17 protein-coding genes are annotated in these 21,001 nt (G+C 59.0%); 5 read left to right on the top strand and 12 right to left on the bottom strand.

Annotation, left to right across the window (positions count from 1 at the left end):
- Positions 1–174: 174 nt before the first annotated feature.
- On the top strand, positions 175–1,758 hold the full coding sequence (locus AC1DQM_RS25850; protein ID WP_064616153.1) for a peptide chain release factor 3: 1,584 nt from the start codon (positions 175–177) through the stop codon (positions 1,756–1,758).
- Between the two features lie 293 nt (positions 1,759–2,051).
- The gene (locus tag AC1DQM_RS25845; protein ID WP_018929513.1) at positions 2,052–2,267 is read left to right on the top strand and encodes a hypothetical protein; all 216 of its coding nucleotides are present in this window, start codon (positions 2,052–2,054) and stop codon (positions 2,265–2,267) included.
- A gap of 112 nt (positions 2,268–2,379) precedes the next feature.
- On the opposite strand, the gene AC1DQM_RS25840 is transcribed toward AC1DQM_RS25845, so the two are convergent.
- The 12 genes from AC1DQM_RS25840 to AC1DQM_RS25785 form a co-directional block, all read right to left on the bottom strand.
- Positions 2,380–3,360, bottom strand: coding sequence for a peptide ABC transporter ATP-binding protein (locus AC1DQM_RS25840; protein WP_018929514.1), 981 nt, complete (start codon positions 3,358–3,360; stop codon positions 2,380–2,382).
- Entirely contained in the window at positions 3,360–4,328 is a 969-nt protein-coding gene (locus AC1DQM_RS25835; RefSeq protein ID WP_007941106.1) for an ABC transporter ATP-binding protein, read from the bottom strand. The genes AC1DQM_RS25840 and AC1DQM_RS25835 overlap by 1 nt, the downstream gene beginning before the upstream one ends.
- 10 nt (positions 4,329–4,338) lie before the next feature.
- Complete coding sequence (locus tag AC1DQM_RS25830; protein ID WP_028939886.1) at positions 4,339–5,250, bottom strand: ABC transporter permease subunit; 912 nt, start codon at positions 5,248–5,250, stop codon at positions 4,339–4,341.
- An 11-nt stretch (positions 5,251–5,261) separates the two neighbouring features.
- Entirely contained in the window at positions 5,262–6,272 is a 1,011-nt protein-coding gene (locus AC1DQM_RS25825) for an ABC transporter permease subunit (RefSeq protein WP_018929516.1), read from the bottom strand.
- Positions 6,273–6,345: 73 nt separating this feature from the next.
- Positions 6,346–7,941 (bottom strand): ABC transporter substrate-binding protein, encoded by a 1,596-nt coding sequence (locus AC1DQM_RS25820; protein ID WP_018929517.1) that lies wholly within the window; start codon positions 7,939–7,941, stop codon positions 6,346–6,348.
- 77 nt (positions 7,942–8,018) lie between these two features.
- Positions 8,019–9,452: an OprD family porin gene (locus AC1DQM_RS25815; RefSeq protein ID WP_477747040.1), complete on the bottom strand. Its 1,434-nt coding sequence runs from the start codon at positions 9,450–9,452 to the stop codon at positions 8,019–8,021.
- A 172-nt stretch (positions 9,453–9,624) separates the two neighbouring features.
- Positions 9,625–11,226: an ABC transporter substrate-binding protein gene (locus AC1DQM_RS25810; protein WP_018929519.1), complete on the bottom strand. Its 1,602-nt coding sequence runs from the start codon at positions 11,224–11,226 to the stop codon at positions 9,625–9,627.
- A 302-nt stretch (positions 11,227–11,528) separates the two neighbouring features.
- Positions 11,529–13,154, bottom strand: coding sequence for an ABC transporter substrate-binding protein (locus AC1DQM_RS25805; protein WP_018929520.1), 1,626 nt, complete (start codon positions 13,152–13,154; stop codon positions 11,529–11,531).
- 257 nt (positions 13,155–13,411) lie between these two features.
- Positions 13,412–15,022 (bottom strand): ABC transporter substrate-binding protein, encoded by a 1,611-nt coding sequence (locus tag AC1DQM_RS25800; RefSeq protein WP_111454497.1) that lies wholly within the window; start codon positions 15,020–15,022, stop codon positions 13,412–13,414.
- A gap of 280 nt (positions 15,023–15,302) precedes the next feature.
- Positions 15,303–15,536, bottom strand: coding sequence for a hypothetical protein (locus AC1DQM_RS25795; protein WP_018929522.1), 234 nt, complete (start codon positions 15,534–15,536; stop codon positions 15,303–15,305).
- Positions 15,537–15,540: 4 nt separating this feature from the next.
- Positions 15,541–16,023 carry a hypothetical protein gene (locus AC1DQM_RS25790; RefSeq protein ID WP_019582420.1) on the bottom strand — a complete coding sequence of 161 codons (483 nt, stop codon included), beginning with the start codon at positions 16,021–16,023 and terminating at the stop codon, positions 15,541–15,543.
- Between the two features lie 143 nt (positions 16,024–16,166).
- Positions 16,167–16,883, bottom strand: coding sequence for an SIMPL domain-containing protein (locus AC1DQM_RS25785; protein ID WP_477747039.1), 717 nt, complete (start codon positions 16,881–16,883; stop codon positions 16,167–16,169).
- A 366-nt stretch (positions 16,884–17,249) separates the two neighbouring features.
- Between AC1DQM_RS25785 and AC1DQM_RS25780 the strand changes: the two genes are divergently transcribed.
- From AC1DQM_RS25780 to AC1DQM_RS25770, 3 genes are all read left to right on the top strand, one after another.
- Positions 17,250–18,512 (top strand): ATP-binding protein, encoded by a 1,263-nt coding sequence (locus AC1DQM_RS25780; RefSeq protein ID WP_018929525.1) that lies wholly within the window; start codon positions 17,250–17,252, stop codon positions 18,510–18,512.
- On the top strand, positions 18,505–19,065 hold the full coding sequence (locus AC1DQM_RS25775) for a response regulator transcription factor (protein ID WP_018929526.1): 561 nt from the start codon (positions 18,505–18,507) through the stop codon (positions 19,063–19,065). The genes AC1DQM_RS25780 and AC1DQM_RS25775 overlap by 8 nt, the downstream gene beginning before the upstream one ends.
- 96 nt (positions 19,066–19,161) lie before the next feature.
- Complete coding sequence (locus AC1DQM_RS25770) at positions 19,162–20,889, top strand: ABC transporter ATP-binding protein/permease (protein ID WP_477747038.1); 1,728 nt, start codon at positions 19,162–19,164, stop codon at positions 20,887–20,889.
- The last annotated feature ends 112 nt before the right edge of the window (positions 20,890–21,001 follow it).

The raw sequence follows: 21,001 nt of genomic DNA, 5'->3' as shown, positions 1-21,001 counted from the left end.
GGGAGTGGACGTCTCCAGCTTTTAAAAGGTTCCATAATCAGCAGCATTTAGCCACCAAGAAGGAGCTGCCCGCGCTGATTACGGCCATCGGCAGCTCCTGTGCGTGGTGGTCCGTAGATCACTTTTTAAGCTATACTCGCCGCCCTTTTTTGAATCACCGCCAGGCGATTTCCCATGACCAAACAGGCCGCCGAAGTCGCGAAACGCCGCACTTTCGCCATTATTTCCCACCCCGATGCCGGTAAGACCACCATCACCGAGAAGCTCTTGCTGATGGGCAAGGCGATTGCGGTTGCCGGCACGGTGAAATCTCGCAAGTCCGACCGCCATGCCACCTCCGACTGGATGGAAATGGAAAAACAACGGGGTATTTCCATTACCACGTCGGTCATGCAGTTCCCGTATCGCGACCACATGATCAACCTGCTCGACACCCCGGGCCACGAAGACTTCTCCGAAGATACTTACCGCACCCTGACTGCGGTGGACTCGGCATTGATGGTCCTCGACGGCGGTAAGGGTGTAGAACCACGGACCATCGCCCTGATGGACGTCTGCCGTCTGCGTGACACGCCGATCGTCAGCTTCATCAACAAACTCGACCGTGACATCCGCGACCCGATCGAACTGCTCGACGAAATCGAAGCGGTCCTGAAGATCAAGGCCGCGCCGATCACCTGGCCGATCGGTTGCTACCGCGACTTCAAGGGTGTTTATCACCTCGCCGACGACTACATCATCGTCTATACCGCCGGCCACGGTCATGAGCGCACCGAAACCAAAATCATCGAGAAGCTCGATTCCGATGAAGCGCGCGCGCACTTGGGTGACGAGTACGAGCGTTTCATCGAGCAGCTGGAACTGGTGCAGGGCGCCTGCCACGAATTCAATCAACAGGAATTCCTCGACGGCCAACTGACCCCGGTGTTCTTTGGTACCGCGCTGGGCAACTTCGGTGTCGATCACGTGCTCGACGCTGTGGTCGACTGGGCACCGCAACCATTGGCCCGTGTCGCCAACGAGCGCACCGTCGAGCCGGTGGAAGAGAAGTTCAGTGGTTTCGTGTTCAAGATCCAGGCGAACATGGACCCCAAACACCGCGACCGCATCGCCTTCATGCGCATTTGCTCCGGCAAGTACGAAAAAGGCATGAAGATGCGCCATGTGCGCACCGGCAAGGACGTGCGGATCGGCGACGCGCTGACCTTCTTCTCGTCCGAGCGTGAGCAACTGGAAGAAGCGTTCGCCGGCGACATCATCGGCCTGCACAACCACGGTACCATCCAGATCGGCGATACCTTCACCGAAGGCGAAACCCTGGGTTTCACCGGCATCCCGCACTTCGCCCCGGAACTGTTCCGTCGCGTACGCCTGCGCGATCCACTGAAATCCAAGCAACTGCGTCAAGGCTTGCAGCAACTGGCCGAAGAAGGCGCCACCCAGGTGTTCTTCCCCGAGCGCAGCAACGACATCATTCTCGGCGCCGTCGGTGTGCTGCAGTTCGATGTGGTCGCCAGCCGTTTGAAAGAGGAATACAAGGTCGAGTGCTCCTACGAGCCGATCACCGTGTATTCCGCGCGCTGGATCGAGTCCGGCGACAAGAAGAAGCTTGAGGAATTCACCAACAAGGCCGTGGAAAACCTCGCCCTCGACGGCGGCGGTCACCTGACCTACCTGGCCCCGACCCGGGTCAACCTGGCACTGATGGAAGAGCGCTGGCCGGACGTGAAATTCCGTGCGACGCGTGAGCATCACTAAGCGCTGAGTTGCAAACCCCAAAGCCCCGATGCGCGAGTCTCGGGGCTTTTTATTGTCTGGGCTGTGTACCGCACCGAAGCGACTCGGTTGTCCGGGCGCAACAGGGTTCTTCCTTCCGTGCTCGGCGAGCCCGCATCACTTAGTTGATCTGGTTATAGGCATTATTCGAAACCAATCTCCCTTCTCACGGCATTTCCCGACCTTCGTTAGCGTCCTGTCTGGAGAATCGCGCTAAATTTCTCTCTGCGCCATTCCGGCACCCATGCTTCACCCAAGAAAGGATGGAATCGGCTATGAGCATTATTCAACGCATAGTGTTGCTGCTGAAGGTTTTGGTGATGCTATCCCTCGGCACGTCAGCGGCGTGGGCGGAGTGCACGAATCATGATGAACAGGCCTGGAGCGGGCAAGGCGTGCACAGCGAGCTGATGCTCGCCGCATCGGAATCGGGTAGCTCGAACGATGACGACTCGACCGACGACCCAGACAGCAACGAAGACGACACTTGAGCCTGAATGACAGGCAAAAGAAAACCCCGTCTGCCTGACTGATGCGCAATCGAGGCAGAAGGGGTTTGGTTAACTCAGCAAAAGCGCGCCCCGGCATCCGGGGCGCGTTTTTTTATGCCGCGCCGTCGAGGAATTGCTCGGCGTAGTGGCAAGCTACCTGGCGGGTGTCGAGCAGGCGCAGGAGCGGCTCTTCGATGGCACAGCGCTCGGTCGCGTACGGGCAACGCTTGTGGAAGGCGCAGCCGGACGGCGGGTTCAGCGGGTTTGGCAGTTCGCCGACGATCTTGATTTTCGGCTTGTCCGGATCCGGGTGAATGGTCGGCGTCGCCGACAACAACGCCTGGGTGTACGGGTGCAGGGGACGGGTGTAGATGTCCTCTTTCGGCCCCATTTCCACCGGACGGCCGAGGTACATCACCATCACGTGATCGGCAACGTGGCGTACCACCGCCAGGTTGTGGGAGATGAACACGTAGGCGGTGTTGAACTCTTGCTGCAAATCCATGAACAGGTTGAGTACCTGCGCCTGAATCGACACGTCCAGCGCCGAGGTCGGTTCGTCCGCCACCAGCACTTTCGGCTGCAACATCATCGCGCGGGCCAGGGCGATCCGCTGGCGCTGACCGCCGGAGAACATGTGCGGATAGCGCTGGTAGTGCTCGGGACGCAAGCCCACCTGCTTCATCATCGCCTGGACTTTCTCGCGACGTTCGGCGGCGGAAAGGTTGGTGTTGATCAACAGCGGTTCAGCCAGTTGATCACCGATTTTCTGCCGTGGATTCAACGACGCGTACGGGCTCTGGAACACCATCTGTACATCTTTGCGCAGTTGCTTGCGCTGAGCCTTGTCGGCGCCGGCGACTTCCTGCCCGGCGATTTTCAACGAGCCGGAGGATGGCTCTTCGATCAACGTCAGGGCACGGGCCAGGGTGGATTTGCCGCAACCGGACTCACCCACGACAGCGAGGGTCTTGCCGGCTTCCAGTTCGAACGACACACCGTTGAGGGCGCGCACGGTCGCATGGCCCTTGAACAGGCCACGGGACACTTCGTAGTGACGGGTCAGGTTGCGGGCGGTAAGTACGACGGCCATTACGCCACCTCCTGGTTCAACGGGTAGAAGCAGCGGGCGAGGCTGTTGCTTTTCTGGTCAAGGGCTGGACGCTGGGTGCGGCAATTGTCTTGCACATACGGGCAGCGCGGCGACAGCAGGCAACCTTGCGGACGGTCGTAACGCCCCGGAACGATGCCCGGTAGCGTCGACAGGCGCGCAGCACCCAGGCTGTGTTCTGGAATGGCCTTGAGCAGCGCTTCGCTGTACGGGTGCGCCGGAATGTCGAACAGTTGTGGCACCTGACCGACTTCAACCGCTTGGCCGGCGTACATCACGCACACGCGCTGGGCGGTTTCGGCCACGACCGCGAGGTCGTGAGTAATCAGCACCAGGCCCATGTTCTGCTCTTTCTGCAGGGCCAGCAGCAGGTCCATGATCTGCGCCTGAATCGTTACGTCGAGTGCCGTGGTCGGTTCGTCGGCGATCAGCAGTTTTGGTTCGCCGGCAATCGCCATGGCGATTGCAACACGCTGGCTCATGCCGCCGGAGAGTTGATGCGGGTAGGCATCCATACGGCTGGCGGCGCCGGGGATTTCCACTTTTTCCAGCAGTTCGATGGCGCGCTTGCGAGCGTCCTTCCTGGACATTTTCAGGTGCAGGCGCAGCACTTCTTCGATCTGGAAGCCCACGGTGTAGCTCGGGTTCAGCGCGGTCATCGGGTCCTGGAAGACCATGGCCAGGTCTTTGCCGACGATCTGTCGACGCTGACGGTTGCTGAGCGCGAGCATGTTCTTGCCGTCGAAATTCAGGGCGTCGGCGGTGACGATCCCCGGATGCTCGATCAGGCCCATCAGCGCCATCATGGTCACGGATTTGCCGGAACCCGACTCGCCAACGATGGCCAGCACTTCGCCCTTTTCCACGGATATGTCGAGACCATCGACCACCGGAACGGCGTTGGCGTCGCCGAAGCGAACGTTGAGATTCTTGATTTCTAACAGTGACATTTGAATCTCCTCAGGCGGCGTTCTTGAGTTTCGGGTCCAGCGCATCGCGCAGGCCGTCGCCCATCAAGTTGATTGCCAGCACGCTGAGCAAAATGGTCAAACCAGGCAAGCTCACCACCCACCAGGCGCGTTCGATGTAGTCGCGAGCCGAAGCCAGCATGGTGCCCCACTCAGGGGTTGGCGGTTGTACGCCAAGGCCGAGGAAGCCCAGTGCCGCGGCATCGAGAATCGCCGAGGAGAAACTCAAGGTGGCCTGAACAATCAGCGGCGCCATGCAGTTGGGCAGCACGGTGACGAACATCAGGCGAGGCAGACCGGCACCGGCCAGGCGCGCGGCGGTCACGTAGTCGCGGTTCAATTCGCCCATCACCGCGGCGCGGGTCAGACGAACATAGGACGGCAACGAAACCACGGCGATGGCAATAATGGTGTTGATCAGGCCAGGGCCGAGGATGGCGACAATTGCCACCGCCAGCAGCAGGGACGGCAGGGCCAGCATGATGTCCATCAGACGCATGATGGTCGGGCCGAGCACGCGCGGGAAGAACCCGGCGAACAGTCCCATCAGGATGCCTGGAATCAGCGACATCACCACCGATGACAAGCCGATCAGCAGGGACAGGCGCGAGCCGTGAATCAAACGCGACAGCAGGTCACGACCGAGTTCATCGGTACCCAGCAGGAACTGGATATGCCCGCTTTCCAGCCAGGAGGGCGGGGTCAGCAGGAAGTCGCGGTACTGTTCGCTCGGGTTATGCGGTGCGACCCACGGGGCGAAGATCGCGCAGAAAATCACCAGCAGCATGAACAACAGGCCGGCGACGGCCCCTTTGTTCCTGGAAAACGCATGCCAGAATTCTTTGTAGGGCGACGGATACAGCAGGCTTTGATCGACTGCTACCGGTGTAGTGAGAGTGGTCATGGTCATTGATCTCAGCGCTGATGACGGATGCGTGGGTTGGCAAAGCCGTAGAGGATGTCCACTACGAAGTTGACCAGAATCACCAGGCAGGCGATTAACAGGATGCCGTTCTGCACCACGGGATAGTCCCGTGCGCCAATGGCTTCGATCAGCCATTTGCCGATGCCGGGCCAGGAGAAGATGGTTTCGGTCAGGACCGCGCCGGCCAGCAGCGTGCCGACTTGCAGGCCGACCACCGTCAGTACCGGAATCAATGCGTTACGCAGACCGTGAACGAACACCACGCGCGAAGGCGACAGGCCTTTGGCGCGGGCGGTGCGGATGTAGTCTTCACGCAGCACTTCGAGCATCGACGAACGGGTCATCCGCGCAATCACCGCCAGCGGGATGGTGCCGAGCACGATGGCTGGCAGGATCAGGTGATGCAGGGCATCGAAGAACGCTCCGACGTCATCGGCCAGCAACGTATCGATGAGCATGAAGCCGGTGCGTGGCTCGATGTCGTAGAGCAGGTCGATCCGCCCGGATACCGGGGTCCAGCCCAGGCTCACCGAGAAGAACATGATCAGGATCAGGCCCCACCAGAAGATCGGCATCGAGTATCCCGCCAGGGAGACACCCATTACCCCATGGTCGAACAGGGACCCTCGCTTGAGTGCCGCGATCACCCCGGCCAGAAGGCCCAGGATGCCGGCGAACAACATGGCGGCCGAGGCCAGTTCCAGGGTCGCGGGGAATAGAGAGCTGAACTCGGTCCAGACGCTTTCACGGGTACGCAGGGATTCGCCGAGATCGCCGTGGGCCAGTTTGCCAATGTAATCCAGGTATTGGGCATACAGCGGTTTGTTCAGACCTAGGCGTTCCATTGCCTGAGCATGCATTTCGGGGTCGACCCGACGTTCGCCCATCATCACTTCCACGGGGTCGCCAGGAATCATGCGGATCAACGCGAAAGTCAACAAGGTGATGCCGAAGAACGTGGGGATCAGTAACCCCAATCGGCGGGCAATAAAACTAAACATCTTGTGTGGTACCTCATCAGCCGGTTAGGCATGCCCGGTATCGCTGGGGTCAGCGATGCCGGGCGTTTCTTATCTACTTCACCTGGGTGGTGGCGAAGTTGTTAGTGGTGAGGGGGCTAATGTGATAACCCTCTACGTTGGTGCGCATTGCAGTGAACATGCGGGTGTGCGCCATGCTGATCCATGGCTGGTCCTGATTGAAAACGTCCTGGGCCTGTTCGTAGAGCGCCGTGCGTTCGGCCGGGTTCACTTTGGCCCGTGCTTCGTCGATCAGCGCCTGGAACTTTTCATTGCACCAGCGAGCGTAGTTTTCGCCGTTCTTGGCGGCCTCACAACTGAGCATAGGCGTCAGGAAGTTATCCGGGTCGCCGTTATCGCCTGCCCAACCGGCGGACACCATATCGTGTTCGCCGTTCTTCGCGCGCTTGAGCATCTCGCCCCATTCCATGACACGAATATCGACCTTGATGCCGACCTTGGCCAGATCTGCCTGCATCATTTGTGCGCCGAGCATCGGATTAGGGTTGGTCGGGCCGCCGCCGTTACGGGTGAACAGGGTGAACACGGTGCCCTCCGGTACCCCGGCTTCCTTGAGCAGGGCACGAGCCTTGTCGAGGTCGCGAGGCGGGTTGGTCAGTTTATGGTTGTAGCCCAGCAGGGTGTCCGGGTACGGGTTGACCGCCACCGTCGCATTGCCCTTGCCGAACAGCGCGTTGACATAGGCCTCTTTGTCGAACGCGATGTCGATGGCTTTGCGCACCCGCACGTCGCTCATGTACTTGCGGGAGGTGTTCATGGCGACATAGGAGACGGTCATCGCGTTCAGCTCATCAACCTTCAGGTTGGTGTCTTTCTTGATGCTCGGGATGTCATCCGGTTTTGGATACAGCGCGATCTGGCACTCGTTGGCCTTGAGCTTTTGCAGGCGCACGTTGTTGTCGGTGGCAATCGCCAGGACCAGCGCATCAGCCGGTGGCTTGCCACGGAAGTAGTCCGGGTTGGCCTTGAAGCGCACCTGGGCGTCCTTGGCGTAACGCTGGAAGATGAACGGGCCGGTACCGACCGGTTTGTTGTTCAGGTCGCCGGTCTTGTTGGCCTTGAGCAGTTGATCGGCGTACTCGGCGGAGTAGATCGAGGAGAAGGCCATGGCAATGTCGGCCAGGAACGGCGCTTCGCGGCGGGTCAGGGTGAACTTGACCGTGTTGTCGTCGACTTTCTCTACGCTTTTGAGCAGTTCCTTGAAGCCCATGCTCTCAAAGTACGGGAAGCCCACGCTCGACAGCTTGTGCCATGGGTGATTCGGGTCCAGCTGACGCTGGAAGCTCCAGACCACGTCGTCGGCGTTCATGTCGCGGGTCGGCTTGAAGTAATCGGTGGTGTGAAACTTGACGCCTTTGCGCAGGTGGAACGTGTAGGTCAGGCCGTCTTCACTGATGTCCCAGGATTCGGCCAGCGCCGGAATCACTTCAGTGGTGCCGGGCTTGAAGTCCGCCAGGCGATTGAAGATGGTTTCGGCCACTGCGTCGGCTGTGACTGCAGTCGTGTACTGGGCCATATCGAAGCCTTCCGGGCTGGCTTCGGTACAGACCACCAAGGGTTTGGCCGAGACGCCAACAGCGACACTCAGCAATGCGGCAGCGATGGCCGCTCGTAGGGGAAGCATTTTCATCAAGAACCCTCTGCAATCGGTTGAACAGGAAAAAACCGAACGGCCGACTCGTCATGAGTCAGCCGCCGGCGTGCGTTTTACAAAATGTTGAACGGGATGGTGGTCACGAGACGGAACTCGTTGATGCTGCCATCCGCCTGGTTTTCGCTGGCACGGTGCGCGGTGTAGGTTGCGCGAACAGTGGTGGCCTTCAGCGGGCCGCTCTGCAGGGCGTAGGTCGCACCGATACCGTATTCGTAATGGGTTTCGCCATCCTGGGCCTGGATACCGTCGTAACCCTTGCCTGCTACGCCTTCATTGCCGGTGTAGTGAGTACCGTCGATGCCCCAGCCACGTGCCTGGTAGATGTTGAACTTCAGACCTGGCACGCCGTATTCGGCCATGTTCAGACCGTAGGCAATCTGGAAGGACTTCTCGTTCGGGCCGTTGAAGTCCGACAGCAGGGAGTTGGCCAGGTAGATGCCGTTGGTTTCGTGCAGGTAGTCGAAGTACTCGTTACCGTTCACTTCCTGGTAGGAGAAGGTCAGGCTGTGGGCCTGGTGGGTCAGGCCGAACGACAGGGAGTAGGTGTCGTTGTCGATTTTGCCTATGAGGGCTTTACCTTCTTCCTGGGTTTTGTAGTAGTTCAGGCCGGTGGTCAGGCTCAGGACCTGGCTGTCGCCCAGCACATGACTGGCGCCGAAGTAGTACTGGTTCCAGATGTCTTCGGCCTGGGTCGCCCAAAGGCTGGTGGTCAGGCTGGCGAATGGGGTGTAGGTGATACCGCCGGTGTAGATGTGATCGGTTTCAACGATGCCGTTGGCGTATTCGGTGCGGAATTTACGCTGGCTTTCTTCGGTACGCGGAGAGTTGCGATCGAAGGTGGCCAGGTCGAAAGCCAGATTGTTCAGCTCTTCGCTGTGGATGGCCACACCTTCGAAGCTCGAAGGCAGCGCACGGTTACCGATGACATCGACCATCGGGCTGCTGAAGTTCATGCGGCCAGCGGTCAGGGTAGTGTTGGAGACACGGGCCTTGACGTTGGCCAGGCCCAGTTTGCTCCACTGGCCGACGGCGTCACCACCTTCTTCGGTCAGGGTACGGTTGTTGCCCGCGCCAGGACGGGTTCCCGGTGCGCCGCCGTTGTTGGACGCCAGATCCTTGCGATCACGATCCAGAACGATGGCGTTGTAGGCCGCCACTTCGGTGCTGAAACCTACGGTGCCTTGAGTGAAGCCGGAGTTGTACTTGAGGATGGTGCCCTGAACCCAGTTGATACGACGATCAGTCGGGGTTGATACACCGTCTTTCTTGTAGCTGAACGTGCCGCCACGTTTCAGTTGCTCGTTGGCATACCAGTTACGCGTGCTACCGGTGATCGACTGCCCTTCGACGAAGCCAGTGGCTTCACTCTGAGCACTTTTCTCATTCACGGTAACCGGGGTGAACGCCTGGCTCTGGGACTCTGCGTAAGCCGTGGCGGTCACGCTGCTGATGGCCAAGGCCAATAACGCGGTGCTGCTCAGTTTCATGTGTGAAGCTCCTTTCTTTCTTTTTTTAATGCCGGTCTTTTTTGGTGATCCGGCTATTTGGTTTAGAACTCATTCAGGCTTCGCAAACGTTTGCTGCAGGCCGATTTGACGAATTACGGCAATACGCTTGCGTGAGGGCGGAATCCGCCCCCCAGCGTTTCTGGCTAATTGGTTATTGGTCGATACTGACGCCCGAGAACACGTTGCGACCGAAGGGGCTGACCTTGAACCCTTCGACTTTGGCGCTCAACGGCTGGTTGACCGTCGAGTGGGCGACCGGCGTGATCGGCACCTGCTGCTTGAGGTACTGCTGCGCCTGTTTGTAGAGCACGGTGCGCTGGTCGCGATCGGTGACGACCTTGGCCTGCTTGATCAGCTTGTCGTAGGCCGGATCACACCACATGGAGTAGTTGTTGCCGCCGATGGCATCGCAGCTGTAGAGCGTGCCGAGCCAGTTGTCCGGGTCACCGTTGTCACCGGTCCAGCCGATCAGGCTGATGTCGTGCTCGCCGTTCTTGGTGCGCTTGATGTACTCGCCCCATTCATAGCTGACGATCTTGACCTTGAGGCCGATCTTCGCCCAGTCCGCCTGGAGCATTTCGGCCATCAGTTTGGCGTTGGGGTTGTACGGACGCTGGACCGGCATGGCCCAGAGAGTGATTTCGGTGCCTTCCTTCACGCCGGCAGCCTTGAGCAGTTCCTTGGCTTTTTCCGGGTTGTAGGAGGCGTCCTTTATGGTGTCGTCATAGGACCACTGGGTCGGTGGCATGGCATTGACCGCCAGTTGACCGGCACCTTGATAGACGGCGTTGAGAATGCCTTGCTTGTTCACCGCCATGTCCAGCGCCTGGCGCACTTCGAGCTGGTCGAAAGGCTTGTGCCGGACGTTGTAGGCGATGTAGCCGAGGTTGAAGCCGGGTTTCTCGATCAGCTGCAGTTTCGGATCATTCTTCAGTGCGGTCACGTCGGCGGGGCGCGGGTGCAGGGTGATCTGGCATTCGTTGGCCTTGAGCTTCTGCACGCGCACCGAGGCGTCGGTGTTGATGGCAAAAATCAGGTTGTCGAGCTTGACCCGGCTCGGGTCCCAGTACTGTTTGTTGCCGCTGTAACGGATGTTGGAGTCTTTCTGGTAGCTCTTGAACACGAACGGCCCGGTGCCGATCGGCTTCTGGTTGATCTCGCTCGGCTTGCCGGCCGCCAGCAACTGGTCGGCGTATTCGGCCGAAAGGATGGCGGCGAAGCTCATGGCGATGTTCTGGATGAACGCGGCGTCGACGTTGTTGAGCGTCATCACCACGGTCAGCGGCCCGGTCTTTTCGACCTTGGCAATATTCTTGTTCAGGCTCATCCCGTTGAAATACGGGAACTCGGTCGGATAAGCCTTACGGAACGGGTGCTGCGGATCGAGCATGCGATTAAACGTGAACAGCACGTCGTCGGCGTTGAAATCGCGAGTCGGCGTGAAGTATTTGGTCGTGTGAAACTTCACCCCTTCACGCAGATGAAACGTGTATTTGAGTCCGTCCTCGGAAATATCCCAGCGGGTTGCCAGGCCTGGCACGACATTGGTGGCGCCTTTTTCAAACTCTGCCAAACGGTTGTACAGCGGCTCGGCGGCGTCGTTATCGGTCGCAGTGGTGTACTGCGCGGTGTCGAAACCGGCGGGGCTGCCTTCGGAGCAGAACACCAGGCTGTTATTGGCGGCCTGGCTGATGGAAGTGGCGGCCAGCAGGCCGGTGCCCAGCAATGCGGATAAAACCAAGGAATGGCGCATGACGCTCCCTCTTTTTGTAGTGTTATTCAATGCGCCGCGATCCCGTCCGGGGACGTTGTGGCGGCATTGAGCTCAAACCAATACGGGCAGCAAACCGATAGCCCACACAGTCACTGGTCAGAACCCGACGGTAGGTGCCGTGGGTCTGGCAGTAAATGCGCTGAGTCCTAAAGACTCGTAGGAAAAGGCAACGCGTCCTAACCCCTGGCTGCGTCAGACAGCGGATTTGGATGTAGGCAAATTCCTAACTTCTCGGCAGAAAAAAGCAGCGGCGACACTGAAAACGTCGCCGCTGCCTTTTCTTATTTGCTGACGCTGACGCCGTAGAAGGAGTTCAAGCCAAATGGGCTGATCTTGAAGTCCTGCACGTTGGCGCGCATGGGTTGGAACACCGTCGAGTGAGCGATAGGTGTCATTGGAACAGCATCTTTGAGGACGTGTTGCGCCTGTTTGTACAGTTCGGTGCGCTTGGCCTGATCGGTGGTGCGTTTGGCTTCCTTGACGAGGCCGTCGAATTTCTTGTCGCACCATTTGGAGAAGTTGTTGCCACTCAGCGAGTCGCAGCCGAACAGCACGTTGAGCCAGTTGTCCGGATCACCATTGTCGCCGCTCCAGCCGATGATCATCGCCTGGTTCTCGCCGCCTTTGGAGCGCTTGATGTACTCGCCCCATTCGTAGCTGGTGATCTTCACGTTCAGGCCGATCTTCTTCCAGTCGGACTGCAGCATTTCAGCCATCAGCTTGGCGTTCGGGTTGTACGGACGCTGTACCGGCATCGCCCACAGAACGATTTCGGTGCCTTCCTTGACGCCGGCTTCCTTGAGCAGCTGCTTGGCTTTCTCAGGATCGTACTTGGCATCCTTGATGGTGGTGTCGTAGGACCATTGGGTCGGCGGCATGGCGTTGACGGCCAGTTGGCCTGCGCCCTGATAAACCGAGTCGATGATCTGCGGCTTGTTGACGGCCATGTCCAGCGCCTGACGAACGCGCAGGTCGGCCAGCGGGTTCGGCTCGTTGCTGCCCTTGACCTTGTCCATCACGTTATAGGCGATGTAGCCCAGGTTGAAACCAGCCTGCTCAGGCATCTTCAAAGTTTTATCTTCTTTGAGCGCCTTCAGGTCGGCTGGACGCGGGAACAGAGTGATCTGGCACTCGTTCTTCTTCAGCTTCTGGATGCGTACCGACGGGTCGGTGGTGATGGCGAAGATCAGGTTGTCGATCTTCACGTCATCAGGCTTCCAGTAGTCCTTGTTCCCGGTGTAGCGGATGTTGGAGTCTTTCTGGTAGCTCTTGAACACGAACGGGCCGGTGCCGATCGGTTTCTGGTTGATGTCGGCAGCCTTGCCTTCCTTGAGCAGCTGGGCAGCGTACTCGGCGGACTGGATCGAGGCGAAGCTCATGGCCATGTTCTGGATGAACGCGGCGTCTACGTCTTTGAGGGTGAACTTGACGGTGTGGTCGTCGACTTTATCGATCTTGGTGATGTTGGTATCCATCCCCATGTCGGTGAAGTACGGGAATTCGGTCGGGTACGCCTTACGGAACGGGTCATCCTTGTTAATCATGCGATTGAAGGTGAACAGCACGTCGTCGGCGTTGAACTCACGCGTCGGCTTGAAATACGGGGTGGTGTGGAACTTGACGCCTTCACGCAGGTGGAAAGTGTAAGTCAGGCCGTCACTGGAAATGTCCCACTTGGTCGCCAGGCCAGGAATCACGGCGGTGCCGCCGCGCTCGAACTGGGTCAGGCGGTTGAACATGGTTTCTGCAGAGGCGTCGAAGTCGGTTCCGGTGGTGTATTGACCTGGGTCGAAACCGGCCGGGCTTCCTTCGGAGCAGAACACCAGGTTAGACGCCGCTTGGGCGAAAGGTGCACTGGCTAACAGGCTTGCGCCGACTAAAAACGGAATGACCGCGTGTTTAAGCATGGTGGCCTCATGATTTGTTGTCATTTTTGGATTAGAGGACGACCTCGTGAGTCGACCTGCGGATACTTATGCAGGGGCCGTACCCAATGCAAGATCCGGAATGGCCACAAGTCCTAAAGAGTGGCACGAACGTACCTTAATGTCGCATATGTGTAAAAACTGATGTATTTGACCGTTTGCGCAGGTTTTTTACGGTGCAAGTCGTGCACCGATAAGGGGCGACCGGGGCGGTTGACGCACCCGGTTGGAGCCTGGTGTTACTTATTTATACCCACGCCATAGAACGGTGTGAGGCCAAACGGACTGATCTTGAAGTCGGTGACTTCCTTGCGCAGTGGCTGGAACACCGTCGAGTTGGCAATGGGTGTGATAGGTACTTGTTGTTTAAGGATTTGCTGGGCCTGTTGGTACAGTTTGACCCGCTGTTGTTTGTCCGTGGACACCTTGGCTTGCTGCACCAGTTTGTCGTAGACCGGGTCACACCATTTGGCGTAGTTGCTACCTTTCACCGCAGCGCAGCTGTAGAGCACGCCGAGCCAGTTATCCGGGTCACCGTTGTCGCCGGTCCAGCCGTAGATCATTGCGTCATGCTCACCGTTCTTGGCGCGCTTGATGTATTCGCCCCATTCATAGCTGACGATGTTGGCCTTGATCCCGACTTTCTCCCAATCCTGCTGGATCATCTGTGCCGACATCCGCGCATTGGGGTTGGAGGCGCGCTGCACGGTCATGGCCCACAGATTAATTGTAGTGCCGGGTGCAACCCCCGCTTCTTTCAGTAGCGCGCGGGCTTTGGTCGGGTCGTGCGGGGCGTCCTTGATGCTCGGGTCATACGACCATTGCGCCGGTGGCAAGGCGTTTTGCGCCAGTTGCCCGGCACTCTGGTAGACAGCCTTGATGATCGCCGGCTTGTCGATGGCCATGTCCAGCGCCTGACGCACCTTGAGCTGGTCCAGCGGTGGGTGGGTCACGTTGTAGGCAAGGAAGCCGAGGTTGAAACCGGCTTGCTTGAGCACCCTCAGATTCGGGTCTTGCTCCATCACTTCGATGTCTGCCGGGCGTGGGTAGCCGCTGACCTGGCACTCGCCGGCCTTGAGTTTTTGCAAGCGCACGGCGGCGTCCGGGGTGATCGAGAAAATCAGGTTGTCGAGTTTCACGTCCTCGGGTTTCCAGTAGGCCTTGTTGGCGGCGTAGCGGATTTGCGAGTCCTTTTGGTAGCGCTTGAACACGAACGGGCCGGTGCCGACGGGTTTCTGATTGAGGTCGGCGGCTTTGCCTTCCTTTAATAGTTGGGCGGCATATTCGGCGGATTGCACCGAGGCGAAGCTCATGGCGAGGTTTTGCACGAATGCGGCGTCGACGTTGTTCAGGCTGAAGCGCACGGTGTGGTCGTCGATCTTGTCGATGCTTTTGATCGTGGTGTTCAGGCCCATGTCGGTGAAGTACGGCGACTCGGCGGGGTAGGCCTTGCGGAAGGCGTTGTCCGGGTCGAGCAGGCGCTGGAAGGTGAACAGCACGTCGTCGGCGTTGAAGTCGCGGGTGGGGGTGAAGTAGTCGGTGGTGTGGAATTTCACGCCGTCGCGCAGGTGGAAGGTGTAGGTGAGGCCGTCCTCGGATACGTCCCATTTTGTTGCCAGGCCGGGTTCGATTTCGGTGCCGCCGCGTTTGAATTGGGTGAGGCGGTTGAAGACGGTTTCGGCGGAGGCGTCGAAGTCGGTGCCGCTGGTGTATTGGCTGGGGTCGAATCCGGCAGGGCTGGCTTCGGAGCAGTAGACCAGGGTGGTGGCGGCTTGGGCGGTTTGTGCGAGTGATGCGGTTGTGGCGAGGGCGAGTGCGAGCAGAAGTGGTTTGACGGTGGTTCTTTCCATGGAGTCCCCGGGATTTGAGCAGCGATATTTTCCTGAGAGTAGCGTTGTTGGCGGGGAGGGTGGAAATATCGTTTTTTGAGGGGGACCCCTCTATCCGGGCATAGTCTGCCGGTCTTTGCGTTGATGGCGGACTGTAGGAGCTGCCGAAGGCTGTGATCTTTTGATCTTGAAAATCAACGTCAAAAGATCGCAGCCTTCGGCAGCTCCTACGCAAAGCGGTGTCAGGCGGGCGTTGTGGGTGAAGTTAATCCGTTTCACGTTGCTTGAATGAGCGCGTGGCTCACGCCGTATACCGGGCCCGACTAAAAAACAGCGCAGCCCCGAGGGCGATAGCATTGGTTGAAACGATGCCCAGATCGAAGCCGGCGATGAAAGGCGGCAGCATAAAAATACTCGAAAACCCCAGAGCGAACAGGGTGATGCCCAGCCATTTTCTGAGGCCATAGGATTTCAGATAGAAGAACAACAGCAGGAATACTGCATAAGCCACGGCGTACAGGCCATATTCGTTCATGATCTCACCCGCCTTGAGTCTTGATGATCATGGACGATCCTGAGTGCTGAGGGCCTATGCCACCGCTGACCTGTGCATCCAGGCTGACGATGACATCGCCGGCGTGATAAGTCGGCAATTTGCTCAGCGTGAACTCGCGGACTGCCCATCCCACCGGGATGGCCGCACCGGGCATGAATTTACCTGCCGCTGCCCCGAAAACACCACTGGTGAGGTTGGCGATACTTGTTCGTTGAGCATTGAGTAAATCCCCCTGTTGCCGGGTCAGGGGTTTGGAGATCCCGACCATCATTTGGCAAGGCAAATCCTTGGCGAGCATTTTGTCATAGAGCTCTACCACCAGATTGCTCACTTCATAGTGGGCGGCTTTCGCTTCACCAAAATGCAGTGTTCTGAGGCTACCCCGTTCACCGGCTGACAGGGTGAAGCGCGATACGTTGAAGACAATTCCATGGTTGCCGGAAAACTGATCCCTTTCAAACTTCAATGCTCGCGTCCTTATCGAGTCTGGAAAGGCAGGGAGTTTCTCTTAGCTCCTGGGCTTTCGCAAATGCAAAATCAAAAGCAGCTGAGGCGGCCTGTTTACTCGCGCGTACACCGCCCTGCCGTTTTCGTGTCCGGGTTATCGCATCAAGGCATCAACACTTCAATCGCCCCATCCGCTGTCATGCTGACCTGGCTGGTGCCGGCTTCAACTTCTGGCGTCACCGGTGCCGAATCCATGCCGGCGGCTTTCATCATCATCGGCCCGCGCATGTACGGTTGTGGATAGCCGTTGCTGTTGAGGTTCAGGTTGACGATTTTGTAGCTCTTGCCGCCCAGGGCGTCGGTGGCCAGTTGGGCGCGGGCCTTGAAGGCGGTCACGGCTTCTTTGAGCAGGGCGTCTTCGCTGGCTTTGCGGGTTGGCGTTGCGATGGCGAAGTCCATGCCGCCCATTTTCAGGTCGGTGAGCAATTCGCCGGTGAGTTTGGACAGGGCGGCGAAGTCCGAGCTTTCCAGGCGCAGTTCGGCGCGTTCGCGCCAGCCGGTGATTTTCTGGCCTTTGGTGTCGTAGATCGGGTAGCTGTTGCGGCTGCCTTGGCGCAGGGTGATGTCCTTGCCCTGTTTGGCCTGGGCCAGCGCCTTGTTCATGGTAGTGCTGACGTCGGCGGCGAGTTTGGCCGGGTCGGTGTTTTGTTCTTCGGTGTAGAGGGTCACGATCATCAGGTCGCGGGCCACTTCCTGGCTGACTTCGGCGCGCAGGGAGATCTGGTTGTAATGCAACTCGTCGACGGCCAGGGCCGGGAGGCTGGCGGCGGTGCCAACGCTTAGGGCAAGAAGGGCGGCGCTGCGGCGCAATGTGTGCATGAAAAGCTCCTTGGACGATGCGCAGGGGTTAGGGTCCGAACCTGCGTGAAACCATCAGACTCTAGCTTCAATGGTCCGTTTCGCACAGTTACAACTTCTATACAGATGGAATGCTGGTGATCCTGTGGCGAGGGGGCTTGCCCCCGTTCGGCTGCGCAGCAGTCGCCATTCGGCAGATACAGTATGCAGGATCAAAACGCGGTGGCAGGTTTGGGACTGCTTCGCAGTCCAACGGGGGCAAGCCCCCTCGCCACAGGGGCACTCGTCACAAAAGAGCCTGTGGTCGTTTGCCGCACTTTCGCCTCTCAGGCCCGCGGCTTGGTTATACTCCGTGCGATCCGCCTGGAGCGCTCATCAGGAGAGCTCATGCTCGCCCCCGTACAATTGACTTCCGCCACTCGCCAGAACCTCTGGCGGCTGACTTTCATCCGGATTCTGGTGCTCGCCGCCCAGGCCGGCTCCGTAGGCCTGGCCTACTGGCTCCAGCTGCTGCCGTTGCCGTGGGTGCCGCTGGCGATGACCCTGGGCTGTTCGACGCTGTTGTGTGTGTTCACCGCCGTGCGCCTGCGCACTTCGTGGCCGGTTACCGAGCTTGAATACGCCCTGCAACTGGCCTGCGACCTGTTTATCCACAGCGCCTTGTTGTATTTCTCCGGTGGTTCGACCAACCCGTTCGTCTCTTATTACCTGGTGCCGCTGACCATCGCCGCCGTGACGCTGCCGTGGCGCTATTCGGTGATTCTGTCGGGTATAGCCCTGGCGCTGTATACGTTGCTGCTGGCGCGGTTCTACCCGCTGGAAACCTTCCCCATCGCCCGGGAAAACCTGCAGATCTACGGCATGTGGTTGAGTTTTGCCTTGGCCGCCGCCGTCATCACCTTCTTTGCTGCACGCATGGCGGAAGAGCTGCGTCGGCAGGAAGAGCTGCGTGCGATCCGTCGCGAAGAAGGCCTGCGCGATCAGCAATTACTGGCAGTCGCGACTCAGGCTGCCGGTGCCGCCCATGAACTGGGCACGCCGCTGGCGACCATGAGCGTGTTGCTCAAAGAAATGCAGCAGGATCACCCCGACCCGATGTTGCAGGACGATTTGAAGGTTTTGCAGGATCAGGTCAAGTTGTGCAAGGAAACCTTGCAGCAACTGGTGCGCGCCGCCGAGGCCAACCGTCGTATGGCGGTGGAGATGCAGGATGTCACCGACTGGCTCGACGAAGCGCTCAACCGCTGGCACCTGATGCGTCCTGAGGCCAGTTATCGCTTCCAGCGTCTGGGCCAGGGCACGGTGCCGCGCATGGCGCCGCCGCCGGATTTGACTCAAGCGCTGTTGAACCTGCTGAACAACGCCGCCGATGCGTGCCCTGAAGGCTTGCAAGTGACCCTGGACTGGACCGTCGAAGACTTGACCATCAGCATTCGCGACCATGGTGCCGGTGTACCGCTGGCTATCGCCGAGCAGATCGGCAAACCGTTTTTTACCACCAAGGGCAAAGGTTTCGGCCTGGGCCTGTTTTTGAGCAAGGCCAGCGTGACACGCGCCGGCGGCTCAGTGAAACTCTACAGTCATGAGGAAGGCGGCACGCTCACCGAGCTGCGCCTGCCCCGTGTCGCCCGAGGAGACGAACATGAGTGACGAGATCCAAGTTGAAGGCGAAGAACTGCCGCATTTGCTGCTGGTAGACGACGATGCAACCTTCACCCGCGTGATGGCCCGCGCCATGGCCCGCCGTGGTTTTCGCGTCAGCACCGCAGGTTCCGCCGAAGAGGGCCTGACCATCGCCCAGGCCGATATCCCTGATTACGCCGCGCTGGACCTGAAAATGGACGGCGATTCAGGCCTGGTGTTGCTGCCCAAGCTGCTCGAACTCGACCCGGAGATGCGCGTGGTGATCCTCACCGGTTACTCGAGCATTGCCACCGCCGTCGAGGCAATCAAGCGCGGCGCCTGCAATTACCTGTGTAAACCGGCGGATGCCGATGACGTGCTGGCCGCGCTGCTCTCCGAGCACGCCGACCTCGACAGCCTGGTGCCGGAAAACCCGATGTCCGTGGACCGTCTCCAGTGGGAGCACATCCAGCGCGTCCTGACCGAGCACGAAGGCAACATCTCCGCCACCGCCCGTGCCCTGGGCATGCACCGCCGCACGCTGCAGCGCAAACTGCAGAAGCGTCCGGTCCGTCGCTGAACGAGCGCTGAACGGTTATCGCCAGCTCTCGCGATCACACGAGCCGATCATCTATGATCGGTTCTTGTGTGTTCTTTTCTTTATCGAGCCTTATCCATGAATCAGAACGCTGAATATTCCGCGGTCAACGATGCTGTGCGCGGGCAGTTTTTTCGCAAAGTGTGGGCGATGACCACGCCTTACTGGCGCAGCGAAGAGAAGGGCAAGGCCTGGACGCTGTTGATCGCTGTGATTGCGCTGTCATTGTTCAGCGTGGCGATTTCGGTGTGGATCAACAGTTGGTACAAAGACTTCTATAACGCCCTGCAAAAGAAGGACGAAGCAGCCTTCTGGCAGCTGATTCTGTATTTCTGCGGCATCGCCGCCGTGGCGATTCTTGGCGCGGTGTATCGGCTTTATCTGACTCAGATGCTGACCATTCGCTGGCGAGCCTGGCTCACCGAAAAGCACTTCGCCCGCTGGCTAGGCAGCAAGAATTACTATCAGCTGGAGCAGGGCGGTTACACCGATAACCCGGACCAGCGGATTTCCGAAGACCTCAATAAGTTCACCACCAACACCTTGGGCCTGGGCCTTGGGCTGATACGGAACATCGTCAGCCTGGTGTCGTTTTCGATCATTTTGTGGGGCGTGTCGGGCAGCATCGAAGTGTTTGGCTTCACGATCCCCGGCTACATGTTCTGGTGCGCACTGGTTTACGCCGCCGTCGGCAGCTGGCTGACGCATGTGATCGGTCGTCGCTTGATCAGCCTCAACAACAACCAGCAACGTTTCGAAGCCGACTTGCGTTTCTCCATGGTGCGGGTCCGCGAAAATGCGGAGAGCATTGCGCTGTACAACGGCGAACCCAACGAGAACCGTCGTCTGAGCAGTCGCTTCGGCCTGGTTTGGCACAACTTCTGGGACATCATGAAAGTGTCCAAGCGCCTGACTTTCTTCACCGCCGGCTATGCCCAGATTGCAATCATCTTTCCATTCATGGTCGCTGCGCCGCGTTACTTCGCCGGCAAGATCGAACTTGGTGAGCTGATGCAAATCAACTCCGCGTTCGGCAATGTGCAGGAGAACTTCAGCTGGTTCATCAGCGCGTACCAGGACCTTGCCGAGTGGCGCGCCACCTGTGATCGTCTGCTGAGTTTCCGTCAGGCCATGACCGACAACGAAGAGCGCGCGCCGGCCATCGACGTGCAGAATCAGGGTTCGGCACTACGGGTGCATAACCTTGGTCTTGACCTCGCTGACGGTCGTCATTTGCTGACCAATGCCGACATGACCGTGGAGGAGGGCGAGCGCGTCATGCTCAGCGGTCGTTCCGGCAGCGGCAAGTCGACCTTGCTGCGAGCGATGGGGCACCTTTGGCCAGCCGGCCACGGCAGCATTCGCCTGCCGACGGCGCGTTATCTGTTCCTGCCGCAAAAACCCTATCTGCCGATTGGCAGCCTGCGTGAGGCGTTGAGTTATCCACAACCGGGCGACACCTACCCGCACGAGCGCTACGTCCACGTGCTGGAAACCAGCCGCTTGCCGCACCTGGTTTCACGTCTGGATGAAGCCAATCACTGGCAGCGCATGCTTTCGCCGGGTGAGCAGCAACGTCTGGCCTTCGCCCGTGCGCTGCTGTATGCGCCGCAATGGCTGTACATGGACGAAGCCACCTCGGCGATGGATGAAGAGGATGAAGCGTCGTTGTATCAGGCGTTGATCGATGAATTGCCGGGGCTGAGCATTGTCAGCGTCGGCTATCGCAGCAGCCTGAAACGTTTCCATCCACGGCATGTGCGCATCGAGAATGGTCACCTGGTGGACCAGGCCGTGACCGCCTGAACCTGTGGGAGCGTGGCTTGCCCGCGATGAACGATAACGCGGTTCGTCAGGAAACCGCGTCAAGGCCATCGCGGGCATGCCACGCTCCCACAGGTCAACGGTGATCGTACAA

The sequence above is a fragment of the Pseudomonas sp. 01L34 genome, from assembly GCF_056400265.1.
The sequence above is the reverse complement of the archived record's forward strand: the minus strand, read 5'-3'. Positions and strand labels throughout refer to the sequence as shown.

Bases quoted from the DNA above. Each gene is read 5' to 3' on its own strand.
- AC1DQM_RS25810 (WP_018929519.1), bottom strand. From the start codon at position 11,226: ATGCGCCATTCCTTGGTTTTATCCGCATTGCTGGGCACCGGCCTGCTG.
- AC1DQM_RS25800 (WP_111454497.1), bottom strand. From the start codon at position 15,022: ATGGAAAGAACCACCGTCAAACCACTTCTGCTCGCACTCGCCCTCGCC.
- AC1DQM_RS25835 (WP_007941106.1), bottom strand. From the start codon at position 4,328: ATGTCACTGTTAGAAATCAAGAATCTCAACGTTCGCTTCGGCGACGCC.
- AC1DQM_RS25840 (WP_018929514.1), bottom strand. From the start codon at position 3,360: ATGGCCGTCGTACTTACCGCCCGCAACCTGACCCGTCACTACGAAGTG.
- AC1DQM_RS25830 (WP_028939886.1), bottom strand. From the start codon at position 5,250: ATGACCACTCTCACTACACCGGTAGCAGTCGATCAAAGCCTGCTGTAT.
- AC1DQM_RS25780 (WP_018929525.1), top strand. From the start codon at position 17,250: ATGCTCGCCCCCGTACAATTGACTTCCGCCACTCGCCAGAACCTCTGG.
- AC1DQM_RS25815 (WP_477747040.1), bottom strand. From the start codon at position 9,452: ATGAAACTGAGCAGCACCGCGTTATTGGCCTTGGCCATCAGCAGCGTG.
- AC1DQM_RS25845 (WP_018929513.1), top strand. From the start codon at position 2,052: ATGAGCATTATTCAACGCATAGTGTTGCTGCTGAAGGTTTTGGTGATG.
- AC1DQM_RS25770 (WP_477747038.1), top strand. From the start codon at position 19,162: ATGAATCAGAACGCTGAATATTCCGCGGTCAACGATGCTGTGCGCGGG.
- AC1DQM_RS25805 (WP_018929520.1), bottom strand. From the start codon at position 13,154: ATGCTTAAACACGCGGTCATTCCGTTTTTAGTCGGCGCAAGCCTGTTA.
- AC1DQM_RS25825 (WP_018929516.1), bottom strand. From the start codon at position 6,272: ATGTTTAGTTTTATTGCCCGCCGATTGGGGTTACTGATCCCCACGTTC.
- AC1DQM_RS25795 (WP_018929522.1), bottom strand. From the start codon at position 15,536: ATGAACGAATATGGCCTGTACGCCGTGGCTTATGCAGTATTCCTGCTG.
- AC1DQM_RS25850 (WP_064616153.1), top strand. From the start codon at position 175: ATGACCAAACAGGCCGCCGAAGTCGCGAAACGCCGCACTTTCGCCATT.
- AC1DQM_RS25775 (WP_018929526.1), top strand. From the start codon at position 18,505: ATGAGTGACGAGATCCAAGTTGAAGGCGAAGAACTGCCGCATTTGCTG.
- AC1DQM_RS25785 (WP_477747039.1), bottom strand. From the start codon at position 16,883: ATGCACACATTGCGCCGCAGCGCCGCCCTTCTTGCCCTAAGCGTTGGC.
- AC1DQM_RS25820 (WP_018929517.1), bottom strand. From the start codon at position 7,941: ATGAAAATGCTTCCCCTACGAGCGGCCATCGCTGCCGCATTGCTGAGT.